We start from the raw sequence: 19559 nt of genomic DNA, 5'->3' as shown, positions 1-19559 counted from the left end.
GCGCGCGGGGGGTGTCGGGATGGGTGCGAACGCGACGGTGACCGGGCCGGGACGGCAGCGGACCGCCGAGCCGGGCGGGGACGTCGCGCCGGCGGGCGCGGAGCCGACCACGGCCTGGTCGGAGTATCTCGCCGCGGCCCGTCAGCTGGACGGGGTACGCCGCAGCGCGGCATCCGCCGCGGGCGAGCAGGCCCGCTCGGCGGAGGCCGCGCGGGAGGAGCTGACGGTGGTCCGCACCGGGCTGGCGAGCCAGCAGGAGCGGCTGCGTGAGCTGGGCGTACCGGCGATCTCCCTGGTGCCGTCCCCGCCGGAGCTGACCGAGGCGGCGCGCTCGATGGCGGGCGGCCCGGCAGCCGTGCTGGCGGCGCTGCGGGCCGCGCGGGGGCGGGCCGAGGCGGCGGACGCGGCGTTGGCCCCGCGTCATCGGTTCCGCCCGGGATCCTGGCCGGCGCGGGGACGCAACCTCCTGGTGTACGGGCCGCTGGCGCTGCTGGTGCCGCTGGTCCAGGTCGTGGTGTTCGTGGCGACCGGAGCGGGCCCGGCCAGTGTGGCGGCGTTGATCTGCGGGCTGCCGATGCCGGCGGTCGCCTTCGTCGCCGGCTGGGTGGGCGTCGGGCGGGTGTTCCGCGCCGGGCCCGGCGAGCGCACTGTGCGCTTCGGCGCGCTGGTCTGCCTGGTCCCGGCGGTGCTGGTCACGGCCGGCCTGTTGCTGGCCCTACTGGCCGGCTGACGCAACGACCGGCCGTCCCGAGGCGGGTCGGCCGGTCGGTGACGCGTCCGGGTGTCAGCGGGGCATGATCAGCGCCATCGCCTCGGCCCGCGACTTGGAGTCCGTCTGCAGGATGCCGCGCACGGCCGACGTGATGGTCTTGGCACCCGACTTCTGGATGCCGCGCATCGCCATGCACATGTGCTCGCACTCGAGTACGACGACGACGCCGCGCGGGGAGAGTTTGCTCATCAGCAGGTCGGCGACCTGCGAGGTGAGCCGCTCCTGCACCTGCGGCCGGCGGGCGAAGACCTCGACCAGCCGGGCCAGCTTGGACAGGCCGGTGATCCGCCCGTCCGGGCCGGGGATGTAGCCGATGTGGGCACTGCCGCGGAACGGCAGCAGGTGGTGCTCGCAGAGACTCATGACGTCGATGTCCCGGACGATCACCAGCTCTTCGTGGTTGGCCTCGAAGGTGGTGCTGAGCACCTGGGCCGGGTCGACCCGCAGGCCGGCGAAGAGCTCGGCGTACGCCCGGGCGACCCGGGCCGGTGTCTGCTGGAGCCCGTCGCGGTCCGGATCCTCGCCGACCGCGATCAGGATCTCCCGGACCGCCTTCTCGATCCGGCCCAGGTCGATCGCGTCCTCGACCGGGCGGCCGGTCAGCTTGCCGCTGATCAGCCGCGCGGCCACGTAGTCCAGCCCGTCGTCGCCGTCGGGCTCGGTCGCGGAGACGGCCAGCTCCCGGTGCGGGGAGCTGGCCGTCGGGTCGCTGCTCAGTGCGTGCCGTCCGAGTTGTTGGACGAGGCACCGCCGACCGACGCCTGCGCGCCGTCGGCCTCGGCCTGCGCCTTCAGCTTGTCCTTCTCGGCCGGGGTGAGCACGGGCGGCTCGGTGGACGGCTGGCGCTTGCCGAAACCGTTGTACGGTGCCAGCGGCGGGCGCTTGACCACGCGCGCGCAGATCCGGGCCATGTCGGCGGTGGAGAGGGTCTCCTTCTCCATCAGCTCGAGCACGATGTTGTCCAGGACGTCCCGGTACTCCACCAGGATCTCCCAGGCCTCGTCGTGCGCCAGCTCGACCAACGCCCGCATCTCGCCGTCGATCTCGGCGGCCACCGAGTCCGAGTAGTCCCGCTCGTGGCCCATGTTGCGGCCGAGGAACGGCTCGTCGCCGCTGGTGCCGTACTTGATCGCACCGAGCTTGGAGCTCATGCCGTACTGGGTGATCATCGCGCGGGCCAGTTGGGTGGCCTTCTCGATGTCGTTCCCGGCGCCGGTGGTCGGCTCGTGGAAGACCAGCTCCTCGGCGGCCCGACCGCCCAGCGCGTACGCCAGGGTGTCGATCATCTCGGCGCGGGTCTGGGTGTACTTGTCCTCGGTGGGCAGCACCAGGGTGTGGCCCAGCGAGCGGCCGCGGGACAGGATCGTCACCTTGTGCACCGGCGCGGCGTGCGGCAGCGCCCAGGCGACCAGCGCGTGCCCACCCTCGTGGTACGCGGTGATCTTCTTTTCCTGGTCGCTCATGACCCGGGTCCGCCGCTGCGGACCGGCGATCACCCGGTCGATCGACTCTTCGAGCGAGTCGTTGCTGATCGCCCGCTGTTCCTTGCGGGCGGTGAGCAGGGCCGACTCGTTGATCACGTTGGCCAGGTCGGCGCCGCTGAAGCCAGGGGTACGCCGGGCCACGGCGTCGAGGTCGACGTCGGGGGTGAACGGCTTGCCCTTGGCGTGCACCCGCAGGATGGCCTTGCGGCCCTCCATGTCGGGGGCGTCCACCGGGATCTGCCGGTCGAACCGGCCCGGGCGCAGCAGCGCCGGGTCGAGGATGTCCGGCCGGTTGGTGGCCGCGATCAGGATCACGCCGCCCTTGGTGTCGAAGCCGTCCATCTCGACGAGCAACTGGTTGAGCGTCTGCTCGCGTTCGTCGTGACCGCCACCCATGCCGGCGCCACGGTGCCGGCCGACGGCGTCGATCTCGTCGACGAAGACGATCGCCGGAGCGTTCGTCTTGGCCTGCTCGAACAGGTCACGGACCCGGCTGGCGCCGACACCGACGAACATCTCGACAAAGTCGGAGCCGGAGATCGAGTAGAACGGCACCCCGGCCTCGCCGGCGACCGCGCGGGCCAGCAGGGTCTTGCCGGTGCCGGGCGGGCCGAACAGCAGCACGCCCTTCGGGATCTTGGCGCCCAGGGCCTGGTACTTCGCCGGGCTCTGCAGGAAGTCCTTGATCTCGTACAGCTCCTCGACGGCCTCCTCGGCACCCGCGACGTCCGCGAAGGTCGTCTTCGGAGTGTCCTTGGTGATCATCTTCGCCTTGGACTTGCCGAAGTTGAGCACCCGGGAGCCGCCGCCCTGCATCTGCGACATGAAGAACAGCAGCAGGAGCACGAGCAGCGCGATCGGCAGCAGGTTGACCAGCAGGCTCACCCAGATGCTGTCCGACGAGACCTTGGCGTCGGCCGGGCCGGTGACCCGGTTGTTTGCCTTGGCATCCAGCACCTCGTTCCAGACCTGGTCCCCAACCTGGTACGGGAACTGGGCCTCGATCTTGTTGGTGGTGGTCTCGCCGAACTTCGTCTTCTGGGCCAGGTCCAGCTGGAGCGTCTGCTCCTTGTCCTGGAAGACGACCTTATTGATCTTGGCGGTGTGGAGCTGGTCGAGCGCAACGGAAGTGTCCACGCGGTGGTAGCTGGGACCAGCGGTGAACAGCTGACTGAGCACAACGGCGCCGAGGATGACCAGGATGATCCAGACCACCGGTCGGCGGAAGAAACGCGTACGTTCCATACTGTTGTCGAGCGCCGGAGCGCCCGCATCCTCCTGATCGACGTCCTGACCGTCTGATGGTGTCGCCGCGGTTGAGCGGCGGCCGGAGCCGCCGTGCGGGCCGGCCTCGACCCCGAAGCGCGAAAACTGCCGCGCCGCGGTCATTCGACGGTACACCGTGTACGCGAGGAGTGAGCTTGCGAGCCCCGCACTCGGCACACCTTCGCCATCGACGGCGCGCACCGTGGGCAGGCTCGCCAGCCCTCACCGAAACGTACGGCGGGTCCGGGCAGAAGCCGGCGTGGCGGAGAGTCCGGCCCGACCACCCGAACGCCCGGTCACGCGATCGAGGGGGTCGGGCGCGGAGTAACCTCCGCGCCACCGGGCTCCACGGTAGCCGGAACAGCTGAGAGCGCGCTGAACGTCGGCTTGACGGATACCGATGCGAGTTGACCTCGCATGGCCGCCGGGCCTGGCGTTCGTGGCTCCGGCCCGCCTCAGGACCGGGCGTAGACCTCGGGCTTGAGCACCCCGACGTACGGCAGTTCCCGGTATCGCTCACCGAAGTCCAGGCCGTACCCGACCACGAACTCGGTCGGGATGTCGAAGCCGACGTACTTGACCGGGACCGGCACCCGGACCGCGTCCGGCTTGCGGAACAGCGCGACCACCTCGACGCTCGCCGCGGAGCGGGACTCCAGGTAGCGCAGCAGCCAGGACAGCGTCAGCCCGGAGTCGACGATGTCCTCGACGACCACCACGTGCCGGCCGGCGATGTCCCGGTCGAGGTCCTTGAGGATGCGGACCACTCCGGAGGAGGTGGTGCCCTGGCCGTAGGAGGAGATGGCCATGAAGTCGAGCTCGGCCGGGGGGCCGTTGCGACCCAACGCCCGGGCGAAGTCCGCCATGAACATCACCGCGCCCTTGAGCACGCAGACCAGCAGCAGTCCGTCGCCCACGTGGGCGTAGTCGGCGGAGACCTGTTTGGCCAGTTCCGCGGTCTTCTCGCGGATCTGCGCCTCGGAAATGATCACGTGGTCGATGTCGGCGTCGTACCAGGAGCCGTCAGCCATGACTCCTAGCCTGCCGTACGTCGGATGGCCTCCGTCGGCGGGGCCGCACCTTTTGGCGCGGTCCCGCCCGGGATTTTCGTCGCAAAACTCACCAAACACATCAGCTGGTACGGGACCGCCAGCGGCGGCCGTTGTCGCTGGGCTTCCAGTCGGCCGAATCACGGCTGTCGGTGGTGAGGCCGGCCGTCGAGGCGGCGGCGAGCAGGACGAGGAACAGGAGGAAGAGCAGGAACTCCATGGCGGCGCTCACTTTCGCATGGTTGCTGTCGGTTTCGCCGCCGGTGCGCACCGGACTGAGACCAGTCTGCGACGACTCGCGCCGACCGGACAGTGGCAGTAATGCCACTGGGCATCGATTTTCTGCCACCCCTCGGGTTACCCTCGTCACATGCTTCGCTCCGTGGCCGTCCTCGCCCTCGATCAGGTCGCCCCGTTCGAGCTCGGCGTGCTCGCCGAGGTGTTCGGCACCGACCGCACGGCCGACGGCTTCCCCGGTTACCGCTTCCGCGTGTGCAGCCCGGACGGCGCGCCCGTGCGTACCTCATCCGGCTTCCACCTCACCCCGCACGCCGACCTCGGCCCGGTGGAGGACGCCGACCTGGTGGCCGTGCCCGCGCACAGCGATGGCACCACCGTTCCCTGCCCGGTGCTCGACGCGCTGCGCCGGGCCGACGCCCGCGGCGCACACCTGTTCAGCGTCTGCTCCGGCGCCTTCGTACTCGGCGCGGCCGGGCTGCTGGACGACCGGGAGTGCACCACCCACTGGCGGTACGTCGACGAGTTGCAACGTCGGCACCCGCGCGCCCGGGTGCGCTGCAACGCGCTGTACGTCCAGGACGGCCGGCTACTCACCAGCGCCGGCACCGCAGCCGGCATCGACGCCTGCCTGCACCTGATCCGCCAGGAGCACGGCTCGACCACCGCGACCCGGCTGGCCCGGCGGATGGTGGTTCCGCCGCACCGCGACGGCGGCCAGTCGCAGTACGTCGAAGCGCCCATCCCGAAGGCGCCCGAGGCCCCAACCCTCGAGCCGGTGCTGGAGTGGCTGATGGGACACCTGGACCGGACGATCACGGTGGAGGAGCTGGCGGCCAGAGCCGGCATGGCACCGCGCACGTTCGCCCGCCGGTTCCGCGCCGAGACCGGCACCACCCCGCACGACTGGCTCACCAACCAGCGGGTGCTCCTCGCCCGCCGGCTGTTGGAGGAAACCCCGTTGAGCGTCGAGGCAGTCGCCGACCAGGCCGGCTTCAGCGACGCGGCGGCGCTGCGCCACCACTTCAGTCGCCGGGTGGGCGCCACCCCGCACGGCTACCGGACCACCTTCCGCGACCGCGAGCACACCGCCTGAGGCGGGCCGGTCAGGTGGGGTCGACCAGCGCCAGCCGGTCGGCGCTGCGCAGCACCCGGACACCGCCGGGCAGGTCGGCCGGGCCCTGGCCGTGCCACCCGGTGACCAGGGCGTCCAGCGCGGCGACGTGCCGGTACGACAGGGCGCTCGGCGAAGCGCCCAGCTCGCGCGCCCACGCGTGCAGTACCCGGCCGCGTACGGCGGGGGCCAGGGCGACCAGGTCCGGCACCCGGAGCCCGCCCCGGGGATGCCGGGCCGCCGCCAGCGCCTCCTGCGCCACATCGTCGAGGGCGGCGTTGTCGGCCGCCACCAGCCGGGCGGTACGCGCCAGATTGTCCAGCACGCCCGGCCCGAGCGCCCGCACCAGCGCCGGCAGCACGTCGGCCCGCACCCGGGACCGGGCGTACGACGGGTCGGTGTTGTGCGGGTCCTGCCACGGGCTCAACCCGAGCACCTCACACGCGGCGCGGGTCTGCTCCCGACTGATCTCCAGCAGCGGGCGCAGCAGCGGCACCCCGGCCAGGTCCCGCCGGACGGGCATCCCGGCCAGCCCGCGCGGGCCGGCCCCCCGGGCGAGCGCCAGCAGCACAGTCTCCGCCTGGTCGTCGCGGGTGTGCCCGGCGAGCACCGCCACCGCGCCGTGCTGGCCGGCGACCTCGGTCAACGCCTGGTAGCGGGCCTCCCGCGCGGCCGCCTCGGGTCCGCCCGGCCGGCCGGCCACCTCCACCCGGACCACCGTCGCCGAGGTGAACCCGGCCTCCCGGGCCCAGGCGGCCACCATCTCGGCGCGCTGCGCGGAGCCGGCCTGCAGGCCATGATCGACGGTCACCAGGCCGGCGGCCCGACCCAGCCGGGGCGCCACGAACGCGGTGGCCGCGGCCAGGGCGAGCGAGTCGGCACCGCCGGAGCAGGCGACCAGCACCGGACCGGCGGACGGCAGCCCGGTCAGCGCGCGGCGGACCGCCAGCCGGATCGCGGCCACCGACGGGGCGAGTGCGGCCACCGGCGGACGGTCAGCCGGCGGCCGGGAAGGTGCCGGCCGGGCCGTGCACCCGGGCCACCCAGGCGTCCGGATCGCCCAGCTCGGCGAGACGGGGGAGGGTGAGCGGCGAGTTGAAGATCGTGTTGAACCCGTCCATGCCGACCCGCTCGACCACGCCGTGCACGAACTTGCGCCCCTCGGCGTACTGGCGCATCTTGACGTCCACCCCGAGCAGCCGGCGGATCGCCTTCTCCAGCGGGTTGCCCGCCTCGCGGCGCCGGTTGAACGACGCCCGGATCCGCTCCACGCTCGGGATCACCTGCGGGCCGACGCCGTCCATGACGAACTCGGCGTGGCCCTCCAACAGGGTCATCAGCGCGGTGAGCCGGTCCAGCACCGCCCGCTGCGCCGGGGTCTGCACGATGTCCAGCACGCTGGTCCGGCTCTCCGGGTCGCGGACCGCCTCGGACAGGGTGGCCACCCCGCGCCGCAGCCGCTCGATCAGGTGCTCCCCGCCGCTGGACGAGGCGTCCACGAACGCCTGCACCTCGCTCAGGAAGTAGGCCCGCATCCATGGCACCGCGGTGAACTGGGTGCGGTGGGTGACCTCGTGCAGGCACACCCAGAGCCGGAAGTCCCGCGGGTCGGCGCCGAGCTTGCGCTCCACCTCGACGATGTTCGGCGCGACCAGCAGCAGTTGGCCCGGGTCGGCGGAGAAGACCTCGTACTGGCCGAGCACCCGGCCGGACAGGTAGGCCAGCACGGTCCCGGCCTGCACCCCGGTCAGCCGGGACCCGATCGCCTCGGTCAGCGCGCCGGGCTGCTTGTCGCCCGAGAGCCGGCTGACCAACGGAGTGATCACCTCACGCAGCCCGGCGATGTTGGCGGCGGCCCAGTCCCGGCGGTCGACAACCCGCACCGGCGGGTGCGCCACCTGCGCCCGCAGCCCCGTGTAGTCGGCCACGTGCCCGGCTGCCTCGTCGGTCAGCCGCCGCAGGTCGCCGACCACGTCGGTGGCCTCGGCGTACGACACCCGGGGGCCCGACTTGCTCAACGCCCCCGCGGTGGCGGCGGCCAGATCCCAGTCCACGAACTGCGCCATGGACCCACCGTACCCGCGCCGCAACACCCCGGCCCGGGCTCGCGACGGTGGTCGCGGCCGCACGCCGACCGCAGACCCGTGCCTGCGACGGTCAGCTACAGCCGCAGTTCGCCAGCGCGGCGGCGATCCGGTCCAGCGCCGGCTGGGCGGTCTCCTTCCCGCCGGGCACCTTGTCGGTGAGCACCGCGAAGGTGAGCAGCCGGCCGTCGGCCGTGGTGACCAGGCCCGCGATGGCGTGCACACCGGTCAGCGTGCCTGTCTTCGCCCGCACGGTGCCCGCACCGGCACCGGTGCCGGGGGCGTTGCGGTAGCGGTCGCCCAGGGTGCCGGACCAGCCGCCCACCGGCAGGCCGCCGAAGACCCCCGCCAGCTCCGGATGGTCGGGGCTGGCGGCCAGCCGGACCAGGTCGGTCAGCAGGGACGGGCTGATCCGGTTGCGGCGGGACAGCCCGCTGCCGTCGGAGAGGGTGATCTCGTCGGCGGGCAGGCCCAGCTCGGCCACCTGGGCGTCCATCGCCGCGGCGGCCCCGTCGAACGACGCCGGCTGGTTGCGGGCCAGCGCGACCTGCCGTGCCAGCGCCTCGGCCAGCAGATTGTCACTCTCGCTGATCATGATGTCGACCAGCCGGATCAGCGGCGGCGACTGCACCACGCCCAGCTCGCTGCCGGGTGCCGGGGCGGCGCCACCGGCGGCCGCGGCCGGGGCCGTGCCGCGCTTGACGGCGTCGGTCGGTACGCCGAGCAGCCGCGCGAACGACCGGCCGGCGGCCAGGTCCGGCTCAGCGAACCGCTCGGCGGCACCCTGCCCGACGCCCGGGTCCCTGCGCGCCCCGTCGGCCGTCAACGCGGTCACCGCCCCGCCGGACCCGCCGGTGGGGATGTCGTCGTCCCAACCCGGGCCGTAGACCGGGCCGGAGTAGATCGAGCCGTCGACGATGACCCTGGTCGGGGCGACGCCGCCGAGCGCGGTACGCACCTGGGCGGCCAGGTCGTCGAGGCGTGCCGCGCCCGGGTAGTAGCCCTTCTTGTCGACCGCGACCGTGGGGTCGCCCGCACCGACGATCACCACCTCACCGGGCTGGGCGCCGGCCACGGCCCGGGTGGGGATCCGGTACGCGGGGCCACGGGCGGCCAGCACGGTCACAGCCGTCACCAGCTTGGTCACCGAGGCGGGCACCGTCCCGTCGTCCGCCCCCTTGGCGAACAGCGTGTGGCCGGAGGTCACGTCGGCCACCGAGACGTTCACCCGGTCACCCAGGTCGGCCACCCCGACCAGCGGGTCCAGTGCGGCGCGTACCCCGTCGGCGCTGGGCAGGGGGGCGTTCGGGTCCGGGCCGGCGAGCACGTCCGCCGGGTCGGGCTCCGGGGTCGCCCCGGCGGAGTTCCGGGCCGGCCCGGCGTCGTCGCCCAGCCATCCGGCGACCGGGCCGGGCCGGGTCAGGCCGACCCCGACGCCGGCGAGCACCAGCAGCAGCACCAGGCCCAGCACCACCGGCAGCCGCCGGCGCGGCGCGGCGGGCGTGGGCAGCGGTGCGGCACCGGTGGGCGCGGGAGGCGACGCGGCGCCGCCGGACGCGGGCAGCGCGGAGATCGGCGGGCCCAGCGGTGGGACGCCGGTCGGGATCGGGATTGTCGACTCGCCGCCGGACGGCGGGTGGCCCGGGGCCGGGCTGGTCGGGATCGCAGCCCTCCCGCTCGGCGGGGCGCTCGTCGGCCGGTTGCCGTCGAGGGTCGGGAAGCGACCGGCGTTCGGGCCCACGGGAGCCGACCCCGCGGGCGGGCGCCAGGGCAACGGCGGGGGTCGGTCGGGAACCGCGTCCGGTGCCGGAGGCGGCGGCTCCGCCGCCCGAGGGAGGTGGGCGTCGGGCACCGGGACCCGACCGGTGGCACCACCGGAGCCGGATCGTCCGGTACCGCGCGCGGCGCCCCCGTCCGGGCGGTAGTGTGAATCTTCCCTCCCCACGACCCCCTCCTCCCCCAGCGAAAATCGGCTTGGGTGACACTACTTCGGTCCGAAGACTATGCGGCGGCCGGAGTCGGCGGGTGGGCATTCACCTGTCCGAGTGGGCCGCCAGTGGTTTCCGTTAGCCAGCGTGGGCAGACGAGGGAGCGTGCAGATGGATTTCGACGTGACGGTTGAGATCCCCAAAGGTCACCGGAACAAGTACGAGGTGGACCACAAGACCGGCCGGATCCGGCTGGATCGCACCCTCTTCACCTCCACCCAGTACCCGGCGGACTACGGGTTCATCGAGGGCACACTGGGCGAGGACGGCGACCCGCTGGACGCCCTGGTGCTGGTCCCCGAGCCGACCTTCCCGGGCTGCCTGATCCGCTGCCGCACCATCGGCATGTTCCGGATGACGGACGAAAAGGGCGGCGACGACAAGGTCCTCTGCGTGCCCTACGAGGACCCCCGCCAGGAGCACCTGCGCGACATCCACCACCTGGGCGAGTTCGACCGGCTGGAGATCCAGCACTTCTTCGAGGTGTACAAGGACCTGGAGCCCGGCAAGTCGGTGGAGGGCGCGACCTGGGTCGGCCGCACCGAGGCCGAGGCTGAGATCCACGCCTCCTACAAGCGGGCCCGGGACGCCGAGGCGCGCGGCGAAGCCGCGCACTGACGAACGCTGACGTGCCGGGCCCGGGGGCCGCTCAACCGAGCAGCCCCCGGGCCCGGTCGTACAGGTCGAGCACCGCGCAGGCGACCGGCACCACGGCGACCACCAGCGCCGTGTCGGTCAGGTCCGCGGTCCTGCCCAGGTACGGCGAGACCGGCCGGCGGGCGTACCCGGTGCCGGCCGCGACGGCCACCAGGGCCAGCGCCGCCCCGCCGAGGACCAGCGCCAGCCGCCCGGCGTCGTCGGCCCGCCCGGCGAGCACCGTGCCCAGCACCGCGTAGCCGGCCAGACCGGCGAGCACCGTGGGTACCCGGTGCCGCAGCGCGACGAACAGCCGGGACCGCAGCAGCAGCACGGCCGAGGTCACCGCCACCAGCACCCGGCCGGCGGTGCCGCCGGCCACCCCCAGCACCGCCGCCGCGGCCACGGCCAGCAGCGCGTGCCCGAGCAGCATCCCGGTGAGCATCTCCTCGGTGCGGGTCACCGCCGCATGCACCCGGCCCTGGTCCGGCAGGTCCCGGGCCCGCTCCGGCTCCACGGTGGGGGCGGCGGCCGGCAGGGTGACCGGCGGCAACGGCAGCTTGCCCAGCCGGATGGCCAGCAGCGGGATCGCCCCGACGGCGAAGACCAACGCGCTGAGCAGCACCGCCGCCGTGCCCGCCGGGGTCAGCAGCAGTCCGCCGAGCGCCGCCCCGGCGCCGACCAGCCCGACCGTGACACCGGCCACGAAGACCCGCAGCCGGCTGGCCACCCCGAGCAGCCCGAGCAGGGCGACCAGCAGAAGCGCCACCGAACCGGCCAGCAGTTCGGGCGCGCCGACCCAGCGCGCCGGCCCGAAGAAGCCGACCGGGTCGCCCGAGCCGACCGCGAGGGCGCCGGCCACGAACGCGTACGGCAGGGCGTAGCCGCCGAGGGTCGCCCCGGCGGCGCCGTCGCCGTTGGCACGGGAGGCGATCGTCCCGGCCACCGTGAGCAGCACCGCCACCACGGCCGCCGCCAGCCAGCCGCCGCGGTACGCCGGACCACCGACGAGCAGGGCGAGCAGCCCGACGGCGAGCGGCACCGCGGCGCCGGCCAGACCGGCCGCCCGGGTGGCGGTGGGCGACCAGGCGCCGCCGCGGCGACGGGCGCCGTCGGCGATCGCCTCCACCACGTCGTCGTACTCCAGCTCGGGCCAGTGGGCGCGGGCCGGCACCAGGTGCAGTACCTCACCGTCGCGGACCCCCTGCGGCAACAGCGCCTGAGCGGTCACCAGCAGGGCGCCGTCGGTGCGGCGCAGCACCCAGCCGCCGTGCCGTTCGCCGTCGTCGGCCAACCCTTCACCGGCGTGTCGGAGCACGTCGGGCAACAGCTCGGCCAGGGGCACCTGCTCCGGCAGGGCGACGTCCACCCGCCGTTGCGGCGCGCTGATGGTGACGCGGGCCAGCCCGGTTGTCATCGACTGATCTCCATATCGAGGGGGATCGGAGGCTGCGCGGACGACAGGACTTTACCTACCATGAGCCAGGCTCGGGTTACCCAGCGCAGTCAGGAGGCCGAGTGTCCACAGTCGTCATCAAGCGTCCGCCTCGGCGGCCGGCGCCGGAGATCCCGGCAGGTGAGCTACCGGTCGAGGCACCGCCGGAGATCCCCGCGGTGACCGGTGGACGGTGGCAGCAGATGCTCATGCTGCTGCCCATGCTCGGCGGCACTGTGGCGATGGCGATGATGTTCGGCCGCGGCGGCGGCGCCTACTCGTACGTGGTGGGCGGGATGTTCGGGCTCTCCTCGTTGGCGATGCTGGTGACCTCCTGGGGCAGCGCCTCGGGCACCCCCAAGAAGTCCGAGATGATGGCTGCCCGCCGGGAGTACCTGCGCCACCTGGCCACGCTGCGCCGCCGGGTCCGGCAGACCGTCGAGCGGCAGCGGGCCGGGCTCTACTACCGGCACCCGGACCCGGGTCGACTGTGGTCGACGGTGGACAGCCACCGGGTCTGGGAGCGGCGTCCCGCCGACCCGGACTTCGCGGTGGTCCGGGTCGCCGTCGGTCCGCAGACGCTGGCCACCCCACTCGTCCCACCGGTCACCCGACCGCTGGAGGAGCTGGAACCGATGACCGCCGGCGCGCTGCGCCGCTTTCTGGACGCGTACTCCGTGGTGCCGGACCTGCCGGTGGCGCTGTCGCTGCGCAGCTTCGCCCGGGTGTACGTGCGGGCCGGCGGCCGTTCCGCCAGCGGCCCGGCCACCAACGGTCCGCCCACCGGTGACCAGGCCGCACAGGCGCTGGTCCGGGCGGTGCTGACCCAGTTGGCCGTCTTCCACGCGCCCGACGAGCTGCTGGTCGCGATCTGCGCCGGGCCGGAACGCCGGGCCGTCTGGGAGTGGGTGAAGTGGCTCCCGCACGCCCACCATCCCGGCCGCACCGACGCGCTCGGCCCGGTCCGGCTGGTCAGCAGCTCCGCCGCCGAGCTGGAACGACTGCTCGGAGACGTGCTGACCAGCCGGTCCCGGTTCAGCCCGGCCGGCCCGGCCACCGACGGCCCGCACGTGGTGGTGGTCCTCGACGGGGGCGACCTGACCGGTGCCACCGACCTGACCGGCGACGGCGGCATCGACGCGGTCACCATCCTGGACCTGGACACCCCGCCGCCGCGCCTGCTCGACCGGTACGCGCTGCTGCTGGAGCTACGCGGCCGGCGGCTGCACTCCTGGTCGCTCGAGGGGCACGCCGAGGTGGGCACCGCCGACCAGCTCGACCCCGCCGACGCCGAGGCGGTCGCCCGACGGGTGGCGCCACTGCGCCTGGCCGGGGCGGCACGTGGCCCGGACGCACCGCTCCAGGCCGAGCTGGGCCTGCCCGAACTGCTCGGCCTCGGCGACCCGGAGAGCTTCACCGCCGAGCAGGGCTGGACGCCGCGCTCGGCCCGGGACCGGTTGCGGGTGCCGATCGGGGTGGGGGCCGACGGCGGCGCCATCGAGCTGGACCTCAAGGAGTCCGCCCAGGACGGGATGGGCCCGCACGGCCTGCTCATCGGAGCCACCGGCTCCGGCAAGTCCGAGCTGCTGCGCACGCTGGTGCTGGGTTTGGCCGTCACGCACAGCTCCGAACAGCTCAACTTCGTGCTTGTCGATTTCAAGGGCGGCGCCACCTTCGCCTCGTTCGACCGGCTGCCGCACACCGCTGCGGTGATCACCAACCTGGCCGACGCGCTGCCCCTGGTCGACCGGATGGTGGACGCGATAAACGGGGAGCTGATCCGCCGCCAGGAGCTGCTGCGGCGCGCCGGCAACTTCGCCAGCGTGCGCGACTACGAACGGGCCCGGGCGGCCGGCAGCCCGCTGGCCCCGCTGCCGTCCCTGCTGCTGATCTGCGACGAGTTCTCCGAGCTGCTCTCCGCGAAACCCGATTTCATCGACCTGTTCGTGCAGATCGGCCGGCTGGGCCGGTCACTCGGCGTGCACCTGCTCCTCGCCAGCCAGCGCCTGGAGGAGGGACGCCTGCGGGGGCTCGACACCCACCTGTCGTACCGGATCGGGCTGCGGACCTTCTCCGCACTGGAATCCAGGACCGTGCTCGGGGTGCCGGACGCGCACGAGCTGCCCCGCTCGCCGGGCCACGGCTACCTGCGCGCCGGCACGGACCCGCTGGCCCGGTTCCGGGCCGCGTACGTCTCCGGCCCGGTCCGCCGCCGGGCCACGCCGACCGGCGCCACCGGCGGGGGCGGTGCCCGCCTGCTCGCCTTCACCACCCACGTCGTTCCCGTCGCCGAGCCGGTCAGCTCGACCGCGCCCGTCGTGGCGGAGGAGGAGAGCGGCCGGGAGACCCTGATCGACCTGCTGGTCGACCGGCTCGTCGGGCAGGGCCCGCCCGCGCACCAGGTCTGGCTCCCGCCGCTCGGCCAGCCGCCGGCCCTGGACGATCTGCTCGGCCCGGTCGAAATGGACCCGGCGCGCGGGCTCACCGTGGGCAACCCGGAGCTGCACGGCGCGCTCGGGGTGCCGGTGGCCGTGGTGGACAGGCCGCTGGAACAGCGTCGGGACCTGCTCTGGCTGGCGCTGGACGGCGCGGCCGGGCACGTCGCGGTGGTCGGTGCGCCGCAGAGCGGCAAGTCCACCGCGCTGCGCACGCTGATCTGCGCGCTGGCACTCACCCACACCCCGGCCGAGGTGCAGATCTACTGCCTCGACTTCGGCGGTGGAGGGCTGGCCGCACTGCGCGACCTGCCGCACGTGGGCGGGGTGACCGGCCGCGCCGACCCGACGGCGGTGCGGCGCACAGTCGGCGAAATGACCACCCTGCTGGCCGATCGGGAACGCCGCTTCGCCGAGCTGGGTGTGGAGTCGATGGCCGCGTATCGGCAGCGCCGGGCCGCGGCGGGTGCGGCCAGCCAGCCGGGCGCCGACCCGTTCGGCGACGTGTTCCTGGTGATCGACGGCTGGACCACTGTGCGCGGCGAGTACGACGACCTGGAGCCACTGGTCACCGAGCTGGCCACCCGGGGCCTGTCGTACGGGCTGCACGTGGTGGCCACGGCGCTGCGCTGGCTGGACTTCCGGCCGGCGATCCGGGACCTGTTCGGCTCCCGGCTGGAGCTGCGCCTCGGCGACCCGGCCGACTCGCTGGTGGCCCGGCGGGCGGCGGCGAACGTTCCGGAGCGGTCCGGACGGGGAGTCACCGCGGAGAGCCTGCACTTCCTCACCGCGCTACCCCAGCTCGCCGCCGGGAGCGGTGACACCGCCGACCTGGTCAAGCAGGTCGCCGGCAGTTGGTCGGGCCGTCCGGCGCCCCGGGTGCGGCTGCTGCCGCCGGTGCTGCCGTACGCCGAGCTGGATCTCGCGGCGACGACCGGGTTGCGGCTGCCGATCGGTATCGCCGAGGCGGACCTGCGCCCGGTGGTGCTCGACTTCGCCATCGAGCCGCACTTCGTGGTCTTCGGGGACGCGGAGTGCGGCAAGTCGTCGTTCCTGCGCGCGCTGGCCACCTCGATCATCACCCGGTTCACCCCGGAGCAGGCCCGGGTGATCCTGGTCGACTACCGGCGCAGCCTGCTCGGCGCCATCGAGACGCCGCACCTGATCGGCTACGGCACCGCTGCGGCGCACACCGCAGACCTCGTCGAGTCGGCGGCCGGCTACCTGGAGCGGCGGGCTCCGGGGCCGGAGGTCACCCCGCAGCAGCTGCGCGACCGGTCCTGGTGGTCCGGGCCGGAGCTCTTCGTGCTTGTGGACGACTACGACCTGGTGGCGGCCGGGCCGGCGAACCCGTTGCGGGCCCTTGAGGAGCACCTGCCGCACGCCCGCGACGTCGGCCTGCACCTGGTGCTGGCCCGCCGCTCCGGCGGCGCGGGCCGGGCCCAGTACGAGTCCATCGTGCAGCGACTGCGGGAGCTGTCCACGGCCGGCCTGGTGATGGCGGGCAGCCCGGAGGAGGGCGCGCTGGTCGGCCCGGTCCGGCCCGGGCCGCTGCCACCGGGCCGTGGTCGGTTGGTCACCCGGCGGGAGGGCGTACGCCTGGTCCAGCTCGCTCAGCTGCCGCCGCCGTGACGTGTCTCCCCAGTTCCTCCCGTGACAGGTGGGGAAACCGGTAATCTCCGATCGTCATGGTTCCGTCGGGATGAATGGCTGAGGATGTGACTGGGGTTCGGCACAGCTGTCCGGCAGCGGCCCGACGGGCAACCGGCCGGGTGCTGCTCGGTGTGGTGGCGGTGCTCGCCGTCGTGGCCCCCGCCGCCGCGCCCGTCGCCGCGCCCGCCACCGGCGGACAGCTCGCCGGCGCACCTGTGGTGTTCGCCCCCGGTGACAGCGTGAGCCGCACCGACCAGGTCCGCGACGAGCAGTGGCAGCTCGACGAGCTGCGTGCCGAGACAGCCTGGCGCAGCTCGACCGGGCGGGGTGTGACAGTCGCGGTGATCGACTCCGGAGTGGACGCCCGGCATCCCGACCTGGCCGGCCAGGTGCTGTCCGGCGTCGATCTGGTCGGCCCTGACGGCGGCGCCGGGCCGGATCCGGTGGGGCACGGCACCACCGTCGCCGGCCTGATCGCTGGTCGGAAGGACGACAAGCGGGGCGTGGTCGGCCTGGCGCCGGACGCCCGGATCCTGCCGGTGCGCGTGCTCGACGACGAGAACCGCTACGACGACGCGTTGATCGTCGCCCAGGGTGTGCGTTGGGCGGTCGACCATGGCGCCAGCGTGATCAACCTGTCGCTGGGCGGCAGCGGCGACAGCCCCGCCCTGGCCGCGGCGTTGGACTACGCGTTCGCCCGGGACGTGGTGGTGGTCGCCTGCACCGGCAACCTGGCCACCTCCAGCAACTCCAAGGTCTGGTATCCGGCGCGCGAACCGGGCGTGATCGCGGTCGCCGGCCTGGAACGCAGCAGCGACAATCTCTGGTCCGGTTCGATCACCGGGCGGGCGACGGTGCTGACCGCACCCGCCACCGGGCTGGTCGGCGCCAAGTCCCCGGACGGGTACTGGCGGGTGCAGGGCACCAGCTTCGCCGCGCCGCTGGTGACCGCCACCGCCGCGCTGGTGCGGTCCCGCTATCCGCGGATGCCGGCCGGCGAGGTGGTCAACCGGCTGCTGGCCACCGCGCGCGACCTCGGCCCGACCGGGCGGGACGACCGCTTCGGGTACGGGGCGGTGGACCCGGTGGCCGCGCTGACCGCACAGGTCCCCCCGGTGACCGCCAACCCGTTGGACGACCAGACGTCGCCGGGCGTGGTCGGCTTCGGCCCGGCCCCCGGTTCCGCCGACAACGACCCGGTGACCGGCGCCGGCAGCGACCCGCTCGGTCTCACCGCCCCCCGGCAGCAGACCCGGTGGACGGCCCGGGCGGCGGGCGGGCAGGCCGATTCGGCGCCGGAGCGGCTGTGGACCGGGGCCGCGCTCCTCGTCGCCCTGATCACCGGCGCGGCGTTGATGGTGCGGCGGTTCCGTCAGCGGGCCCGCTGATCGGCTGCCGGAGCCGCAGGGCTGAGCGCACCTTCGGTGGGGTAGAACCGTGCCCATGAGCACGCCCGGCCCGCGCACCCTGGCCCGCGCCACCCACCCGTCCTGGTGGCGCCGCCGACTCGACCCGGATCATTCGCTGGGCCTGCGGCTGACCCTGGCCGCGGCGGCGGCGTTCCTGGTGCTTGTGCCGTTCGCGCTGCTCGCCCTGCTGGTGCTCGGGGGCTGGGCGCCTCTGCACCGGCTGGACGCGACGGCCACCGACGCGCTGCACGGCTACGCGCTCGACCATCCGGCCTGGGTCGCGCTGATGCGGGTCTGGACCGAGGTGTTCGCGCCGATGCCGCTGCGGGCCGTCGCCCTGCTCGTGGTGATCTGGCTGCTACGCCGGGGAGCCCGCCGGCTGGCCCTGTGGGTGACCACCACCATGGTGGTGGGCGGGTTGATCGGCCCCCTGCTCAAGCTGCTCGTCGGCCGCGACCGGCCGGACCTGCTCGACCCGGTTGCCCGGGCCGCCGGGTACGCGTTCCCCTCCGGGCACGCGCTTAACGCCACCCTGGCGGCCGGGGTGCTGCTGGTGGTGGTCCTGCCGTACGCCGGGCGGTGGCGGGTCGCGCTCTGGGTCACCGCGGTGCTGGTCGCCGCGCTGACCGGCCTGAGCCGGGTGGCACTCGGCGTGCACTGGGCCAGCGACGTGCTGGGCGGGTGGCTGCTGGGTGCGGCGGTGGTCGCGGCGACCACCGCGGCGTTCACCGGTTGGCGGTCACGCAGCGATCTCCCTCGTAGCTGACCCGAGCCGGCCTCAGGTGCACTCGCCGGTGCCGACGCGCCGGTTGCGTTCCGCGCCGGCCAGCGCCACCGGGCGCGCCTCGGCGGCGGTCACCGCGAAGCCGGTGTTCGGGTCGTCGGCCGCCGCCGCGAAGATGACGCCGAGCACCAGGCCGTTGGCGGATACCAGCGGTCCGCCGGAGTTGCCGCTGCGGACCAACGCCCGGATCGTGTAGATCTCCCGGTTGACGTCCCCGGAGGCGTAGATGTCCGGCCCGGTGATCCGGTCGACGTCGCGCACACGCGCCGACTGCGCGTTGTACGGGCCGTCGAGCGGGAAGCCGAGCACGATGGCGTCCGTACCGCTGCCGGCGTTGCCGGCCGCGAACCGCAGCGACGGGCCGGGCAGCCCTGGTACGAGAAGCACGGCCAGGTCCCGGTCCGGGTCGTAGACCACCACCTCGCCGTCGTACCGGTCGCCACCCAGTTCCACCGACACCGAGCGGGTGCCGGCCACCACGTGCGCGTTGGTCATGACCCGGTCGTCGGCGTACACGAAGCCGGAACCCTCGATCCGGCGCGAGCAGCCGGGCGCGGAGCCGAGCACCTTGACCACCGACCGCTGGCCGTTCACCACCACCTGGGAGCCGGCCAACGCCGGGTCGGGAGGTTCGACCTGCCGGGCCCGGGTTGGTGCGAGGTCACCGAAGACGTCCGGGAATCCGTCGGTGTCGACGGTGTCCCGCAGCGCGGTGGAGAGCTCGTGGGCCTGTTCCGGTAGGACCTGGTTCACCACGGTGATCAGCGCGCTGTTGCGTACCGAGGCGGCGAGCCAGGGCACCGAGGACGAGCCGAGCGGCACGGCGACCAGCCAGGCGAGCAGGAGCACCGCGAAGAGCGAGACGAACGCCCCGCCGACGTCGTCGACCTGCTTGCCGACCTCACTGGTGATCGTCTTGCGCAGGTGCGAGCCGAGCCAGCCGGCGAGCGCCTGCCCGACCACGGCCAGCCCGAAGACCGCCACGAGCGAGATCAGCACCCGGATGCCAGGGTCCACGAACTGCCGGGCGAACAGCGGCCCGAGCTGGAGGCCCAGCAGCAGCCCCAGGAAGAAGCCGGAGAGCGACAGGATTCCGATGACGAAGCCCTGGCGGTATCCGCTGATCGCGAACACGAGCATGAGCAGCAGCAGGACGAGATCCACGACGGACACGGGTCCAGCGTACGGGCAGGGCGCCCGACAGATGACCATC

15 protein-coding genes are annotated in these 19559 nt (G+C 73.8%); 6 read left to right on the top strand and 9 right to left on the bottom strand.

Going from position 1 to position 19559, the window contains the following annotated elements; translation table 11 throughout:
* Nucleotides 1–19 precede the first annotated feature (19 nt).
* Complete coding sequence (locus GA0070607_RS14195; protein ID WP_089018630.1) at nt 20–730, top strand: hypothetical protein; 711 nt, start codon at nt 20–22, stop codon at nt 728–730.
* Nucleotides 731–784: 54 nt separating this feature from the next.
* Here the strand turns inward: GA0070607_RS14195 and folE are convergent, their stop codons facing one another.
* From folE to GA0070607_RS14175, 4 genes are all read right to left on the bottom strand, one after another.
* Entirely contained in the window at nt 785–1450 is a 666-nt protein-coding gene (gene folE / locus GA0070607_RS14190) for a GTP cyclohydrolase I FolE (protein WP_089018629.1), read from the bottom strand.
* 35 nt (nt 1451–1485) lie between these two features.
* Nucleotides 1486–3501, bottom strand: a complete 2016-nt coding sequence (gene ftsH / locus GA0070607_RS14185; RefSeq protein ID WP_089018628.1) for an ATP-dependent zinc metalloprotease FtsH — start codon at nt 3499–3501, stop codon at nt 1486–1488.
* 476 nt (nt 3502–3977) lie between these two features.
* Nucleotides 3978–4553, bottom strand: a complete 576-nt coding sequence (hpt, locus tag GA0070607_RS14180) for a hypoxanthine phosphoribosyltransferase (RefSeq protein WP_074315138.1) — start codon at nt 4551–4553, stop codon at nt 3978–3980.
* Between the two features lie 100 nt (nt 4554–4653).
* Nucleotides 4654–4803 (bottom strand): hypothetical protein, encoded by a 150-nt coding sequence (locus GA0070607_RS14175; protein ID WP_157743155.1) that lies wholly within the window; start codon nt 4801–4803, stop codon nt 4654–4656.
* 138 nt (nt 4804–4941) lie between these two features.
* Here GA0070607_RS14175 and GA0070607_RS14170 point away from each other — a divergent pair, with 138 nt between their 5' ends.
* Nucleotides 4942–5904, top strand: a complete 963-nt coding sequence (locus tag GA0070607_RS14170) for a GlxA family transcriptional regulator (protein ID WP_089018626.1) — start codon at nt 4942–4944, stop codon at nt 5902–5904.
* 10 nt (nt 5905–5914) lie between these two features.
* Here the strand turns inward: GA0070607_RS14170 and tilS are convergent, their stop codons facing one another.
* The 3 genes from tilS to dacB form a co-directional block, all read right to left on the bottom strand.
* Complete coding sequence (tilS, locus tag GA0070607_RS14165; RefSeq protein WP_089018625.1) at nt 5915–6907, bottom strand: tRNA lysidine(34) synthetase TilS; 993 nt, start codon at nt 6905–6907, stop codon at nt 5915–5917.
* 10 nt (nt 6908–6917) lie between these two features.
* A complete protein-coding gene (locus GA0070607_RS14160; protein WP_089018624.1) occupies nt 6918–7988 on the bottom strand; it encodes a zinc-dependent metalloprotease in 1071 nt (356 codons plus the stop codon).
* 91 nt (nt 7989–8079) lie between these two features.
* Nucleotides 8080–9516 carry a D-alanyl-D-alanine carboxypeptidase/D-alanyl-D-alanine endopeptidase gene (dacB, locus tag GA0070607_RS14155; RefSeq protein WP_172899188.1) on the bottom strand — a complete coding sequence of 479 codons (1437 nt, stop codon included), beginning with the start codon at nt 9514–9516 and terminating at the stop codon, nt 8080–8082.
* 589 nt (nt 9517–10105) lie between these two features.
* Between dacB and GA0070607_RS14150 the strand changes: the two genes are divergently transcribed.
* On the top strand, nt 10106–10612 hold the full coding sequence (locus GA0070607_RS14150; RefSeq protein ID WP_089021849.1) for an inorganic diphosphatase: 507 nt from the start codon (nt 10106–10108) through the stop codon (nt 10610–10612).
* Nucleotides 10613–10643: 31 nt separating this feature from the next.
* On the opposite strand, the gene eccD is transcribed toward GA0070607_RS14150, so the two are convergent.
* Nucleotides 10644–12047 carry a type VII secretion integral membrane protein EccD gene (gene eccD, locus GA0070607_RS14145; RefSeq protein WP_089018622.1) on the bottom strand — a complete coding sequence of 468 codons (1404 nt, stop codon included), beginning with the start codon at nt 12045–12047 and terminating at the stop codon, nt 10644–10646.
* Nucleotides 12048–12148: 101 nt separating this feature from the next.
* Between eccD and eccCa the strand changes: the two genes are divergently transcribed.
* From eccCa to GA0070607_RS14130, 3 genes are all read left to right on the top strand, one after another.
* A complete protein-coding gene (gene eccCa, locus GA0070607_RS14140) occupies nt 12149–16132 on the top strand; it encodes a type VII secretion protein EccCa (protein ID WP_089018621.1) in 3984 nt (1327 codons plus the stop codon).
* A gap of 74 nt (nt 16133–16206) precedes the next feature.
* Complete coding sequence (gene mycP / locus GA0070607_RS14135) at nt 16207–17541, top strand: type VII secretion-associated serine protease mycosin (protein ID WP_089018620.1); 1335 nt, start codon at nt 16207–16209, stop codon at nt 17539–17541.
* 55 nt (nt 17542–17596) lie between these two features.
* On the top strand, nt 17597–18328 hold the full coding sequence (locus tag GA0070607_RS14130; RefSeq protein WP_089018619.1) for a phosphatase PAP2 family protein: 732 nt from the start codon (nt 17597–17599) through the stop codon (nt 18326–18328).
* A 12-nt stretch (nt 18329–18340) separates the two neighbouring features.
* On the opposite strand, the gene GA0070607_RS14125 is transcribed toward GA0070607_RS14130, so the two are convergent.
* Nucleotides 18341–19519 (bottom strand): MarP family serine protease, encoded by a 1179-nt coding sequence (locus GA0070607_RS14125; RefSeq protein ID WP_089018618.1) that lies wholly within the window; start codon nt 19517–19519, stop codon nt 18341–18343.
* Nucleotides 19520–19559: the final 40 nt, after the last annotated feature.

This window comes from Micromonospora coriariae, from assembly GCF_900091455.1.
Taxonomy (GTDB): domain Bacteria; phylum Actinomycetota; class Actinomycetes; order Mycobacteriales; family Micromonosporaceae; genus Micromonospora; species Micromonospora coriariae.
Note: the sequence above shows the minus strand (reverse complement) of the source record. Positions and strands in the feature narration are given on the sequence as shown.

Coding starts and splice junctions, on each gene's coding strand:
- eccD (WP_089018622.1), bottom strand. CDS start 12,047: ATGACAACCGGGCTGGCCCGCGTCACCATCAGCGCGCCGCAACGGCGG.
- GA0070607_RS14160 (WP_089018624.1), bottom strand. CDS start 7,988: ATGGCGCAGTTCGTGGACTGGGATCTGGCCGCCGCCACCGCGGGGGCG.
- GA0070607_RS14170 (WP_089018626.1), top strand. CDS start 4,942: ATGCTTCGCTCCGTGGCCGTCCTCGCCCTCGATCAGGTCGCCCCGTTC.
- GA0070607_RS14150 (WP_089021849.1), top strand. CDS start 10,106: ATGGATTTCGACGTGACGGTTGAGATCCCCAAAGGTCACCGGAACAAG.
- mycP (WP_089018620.1), top strand. CDS start 16,207: ATGGCTGAGGATGTGACTGGGGTTCGGCACAGCTGTCCGGCAGCGGCC.
- GA0070607_RS14130 (WP_089018619.1), top strand. CDS start 17,597: ATGAGCACGCCCGGCCCGCGCACCCTGGCCCGCGCCACCCACCCGTCC.
- hpt (WP_074315138.1), bottom strand. CDS start 4,553: ATGGCTGACGGCTCCTGGTACGACGCCGACATCGACCACGTGATCATT.
- ftsH (WP_089018628.1), bottom strand. CDS start 3,501: ATGGAACGTACGCGTTTCTTCCGCCGACCGGTGGTCTGGATCATCCTG.
- GA0070607_RS14195 (WP_089018630.1), top strand. CDS start 20: ATGGGTGCGAACGCGACGGTGACCGGGCCGGGACGGCAGCGGACCGCC.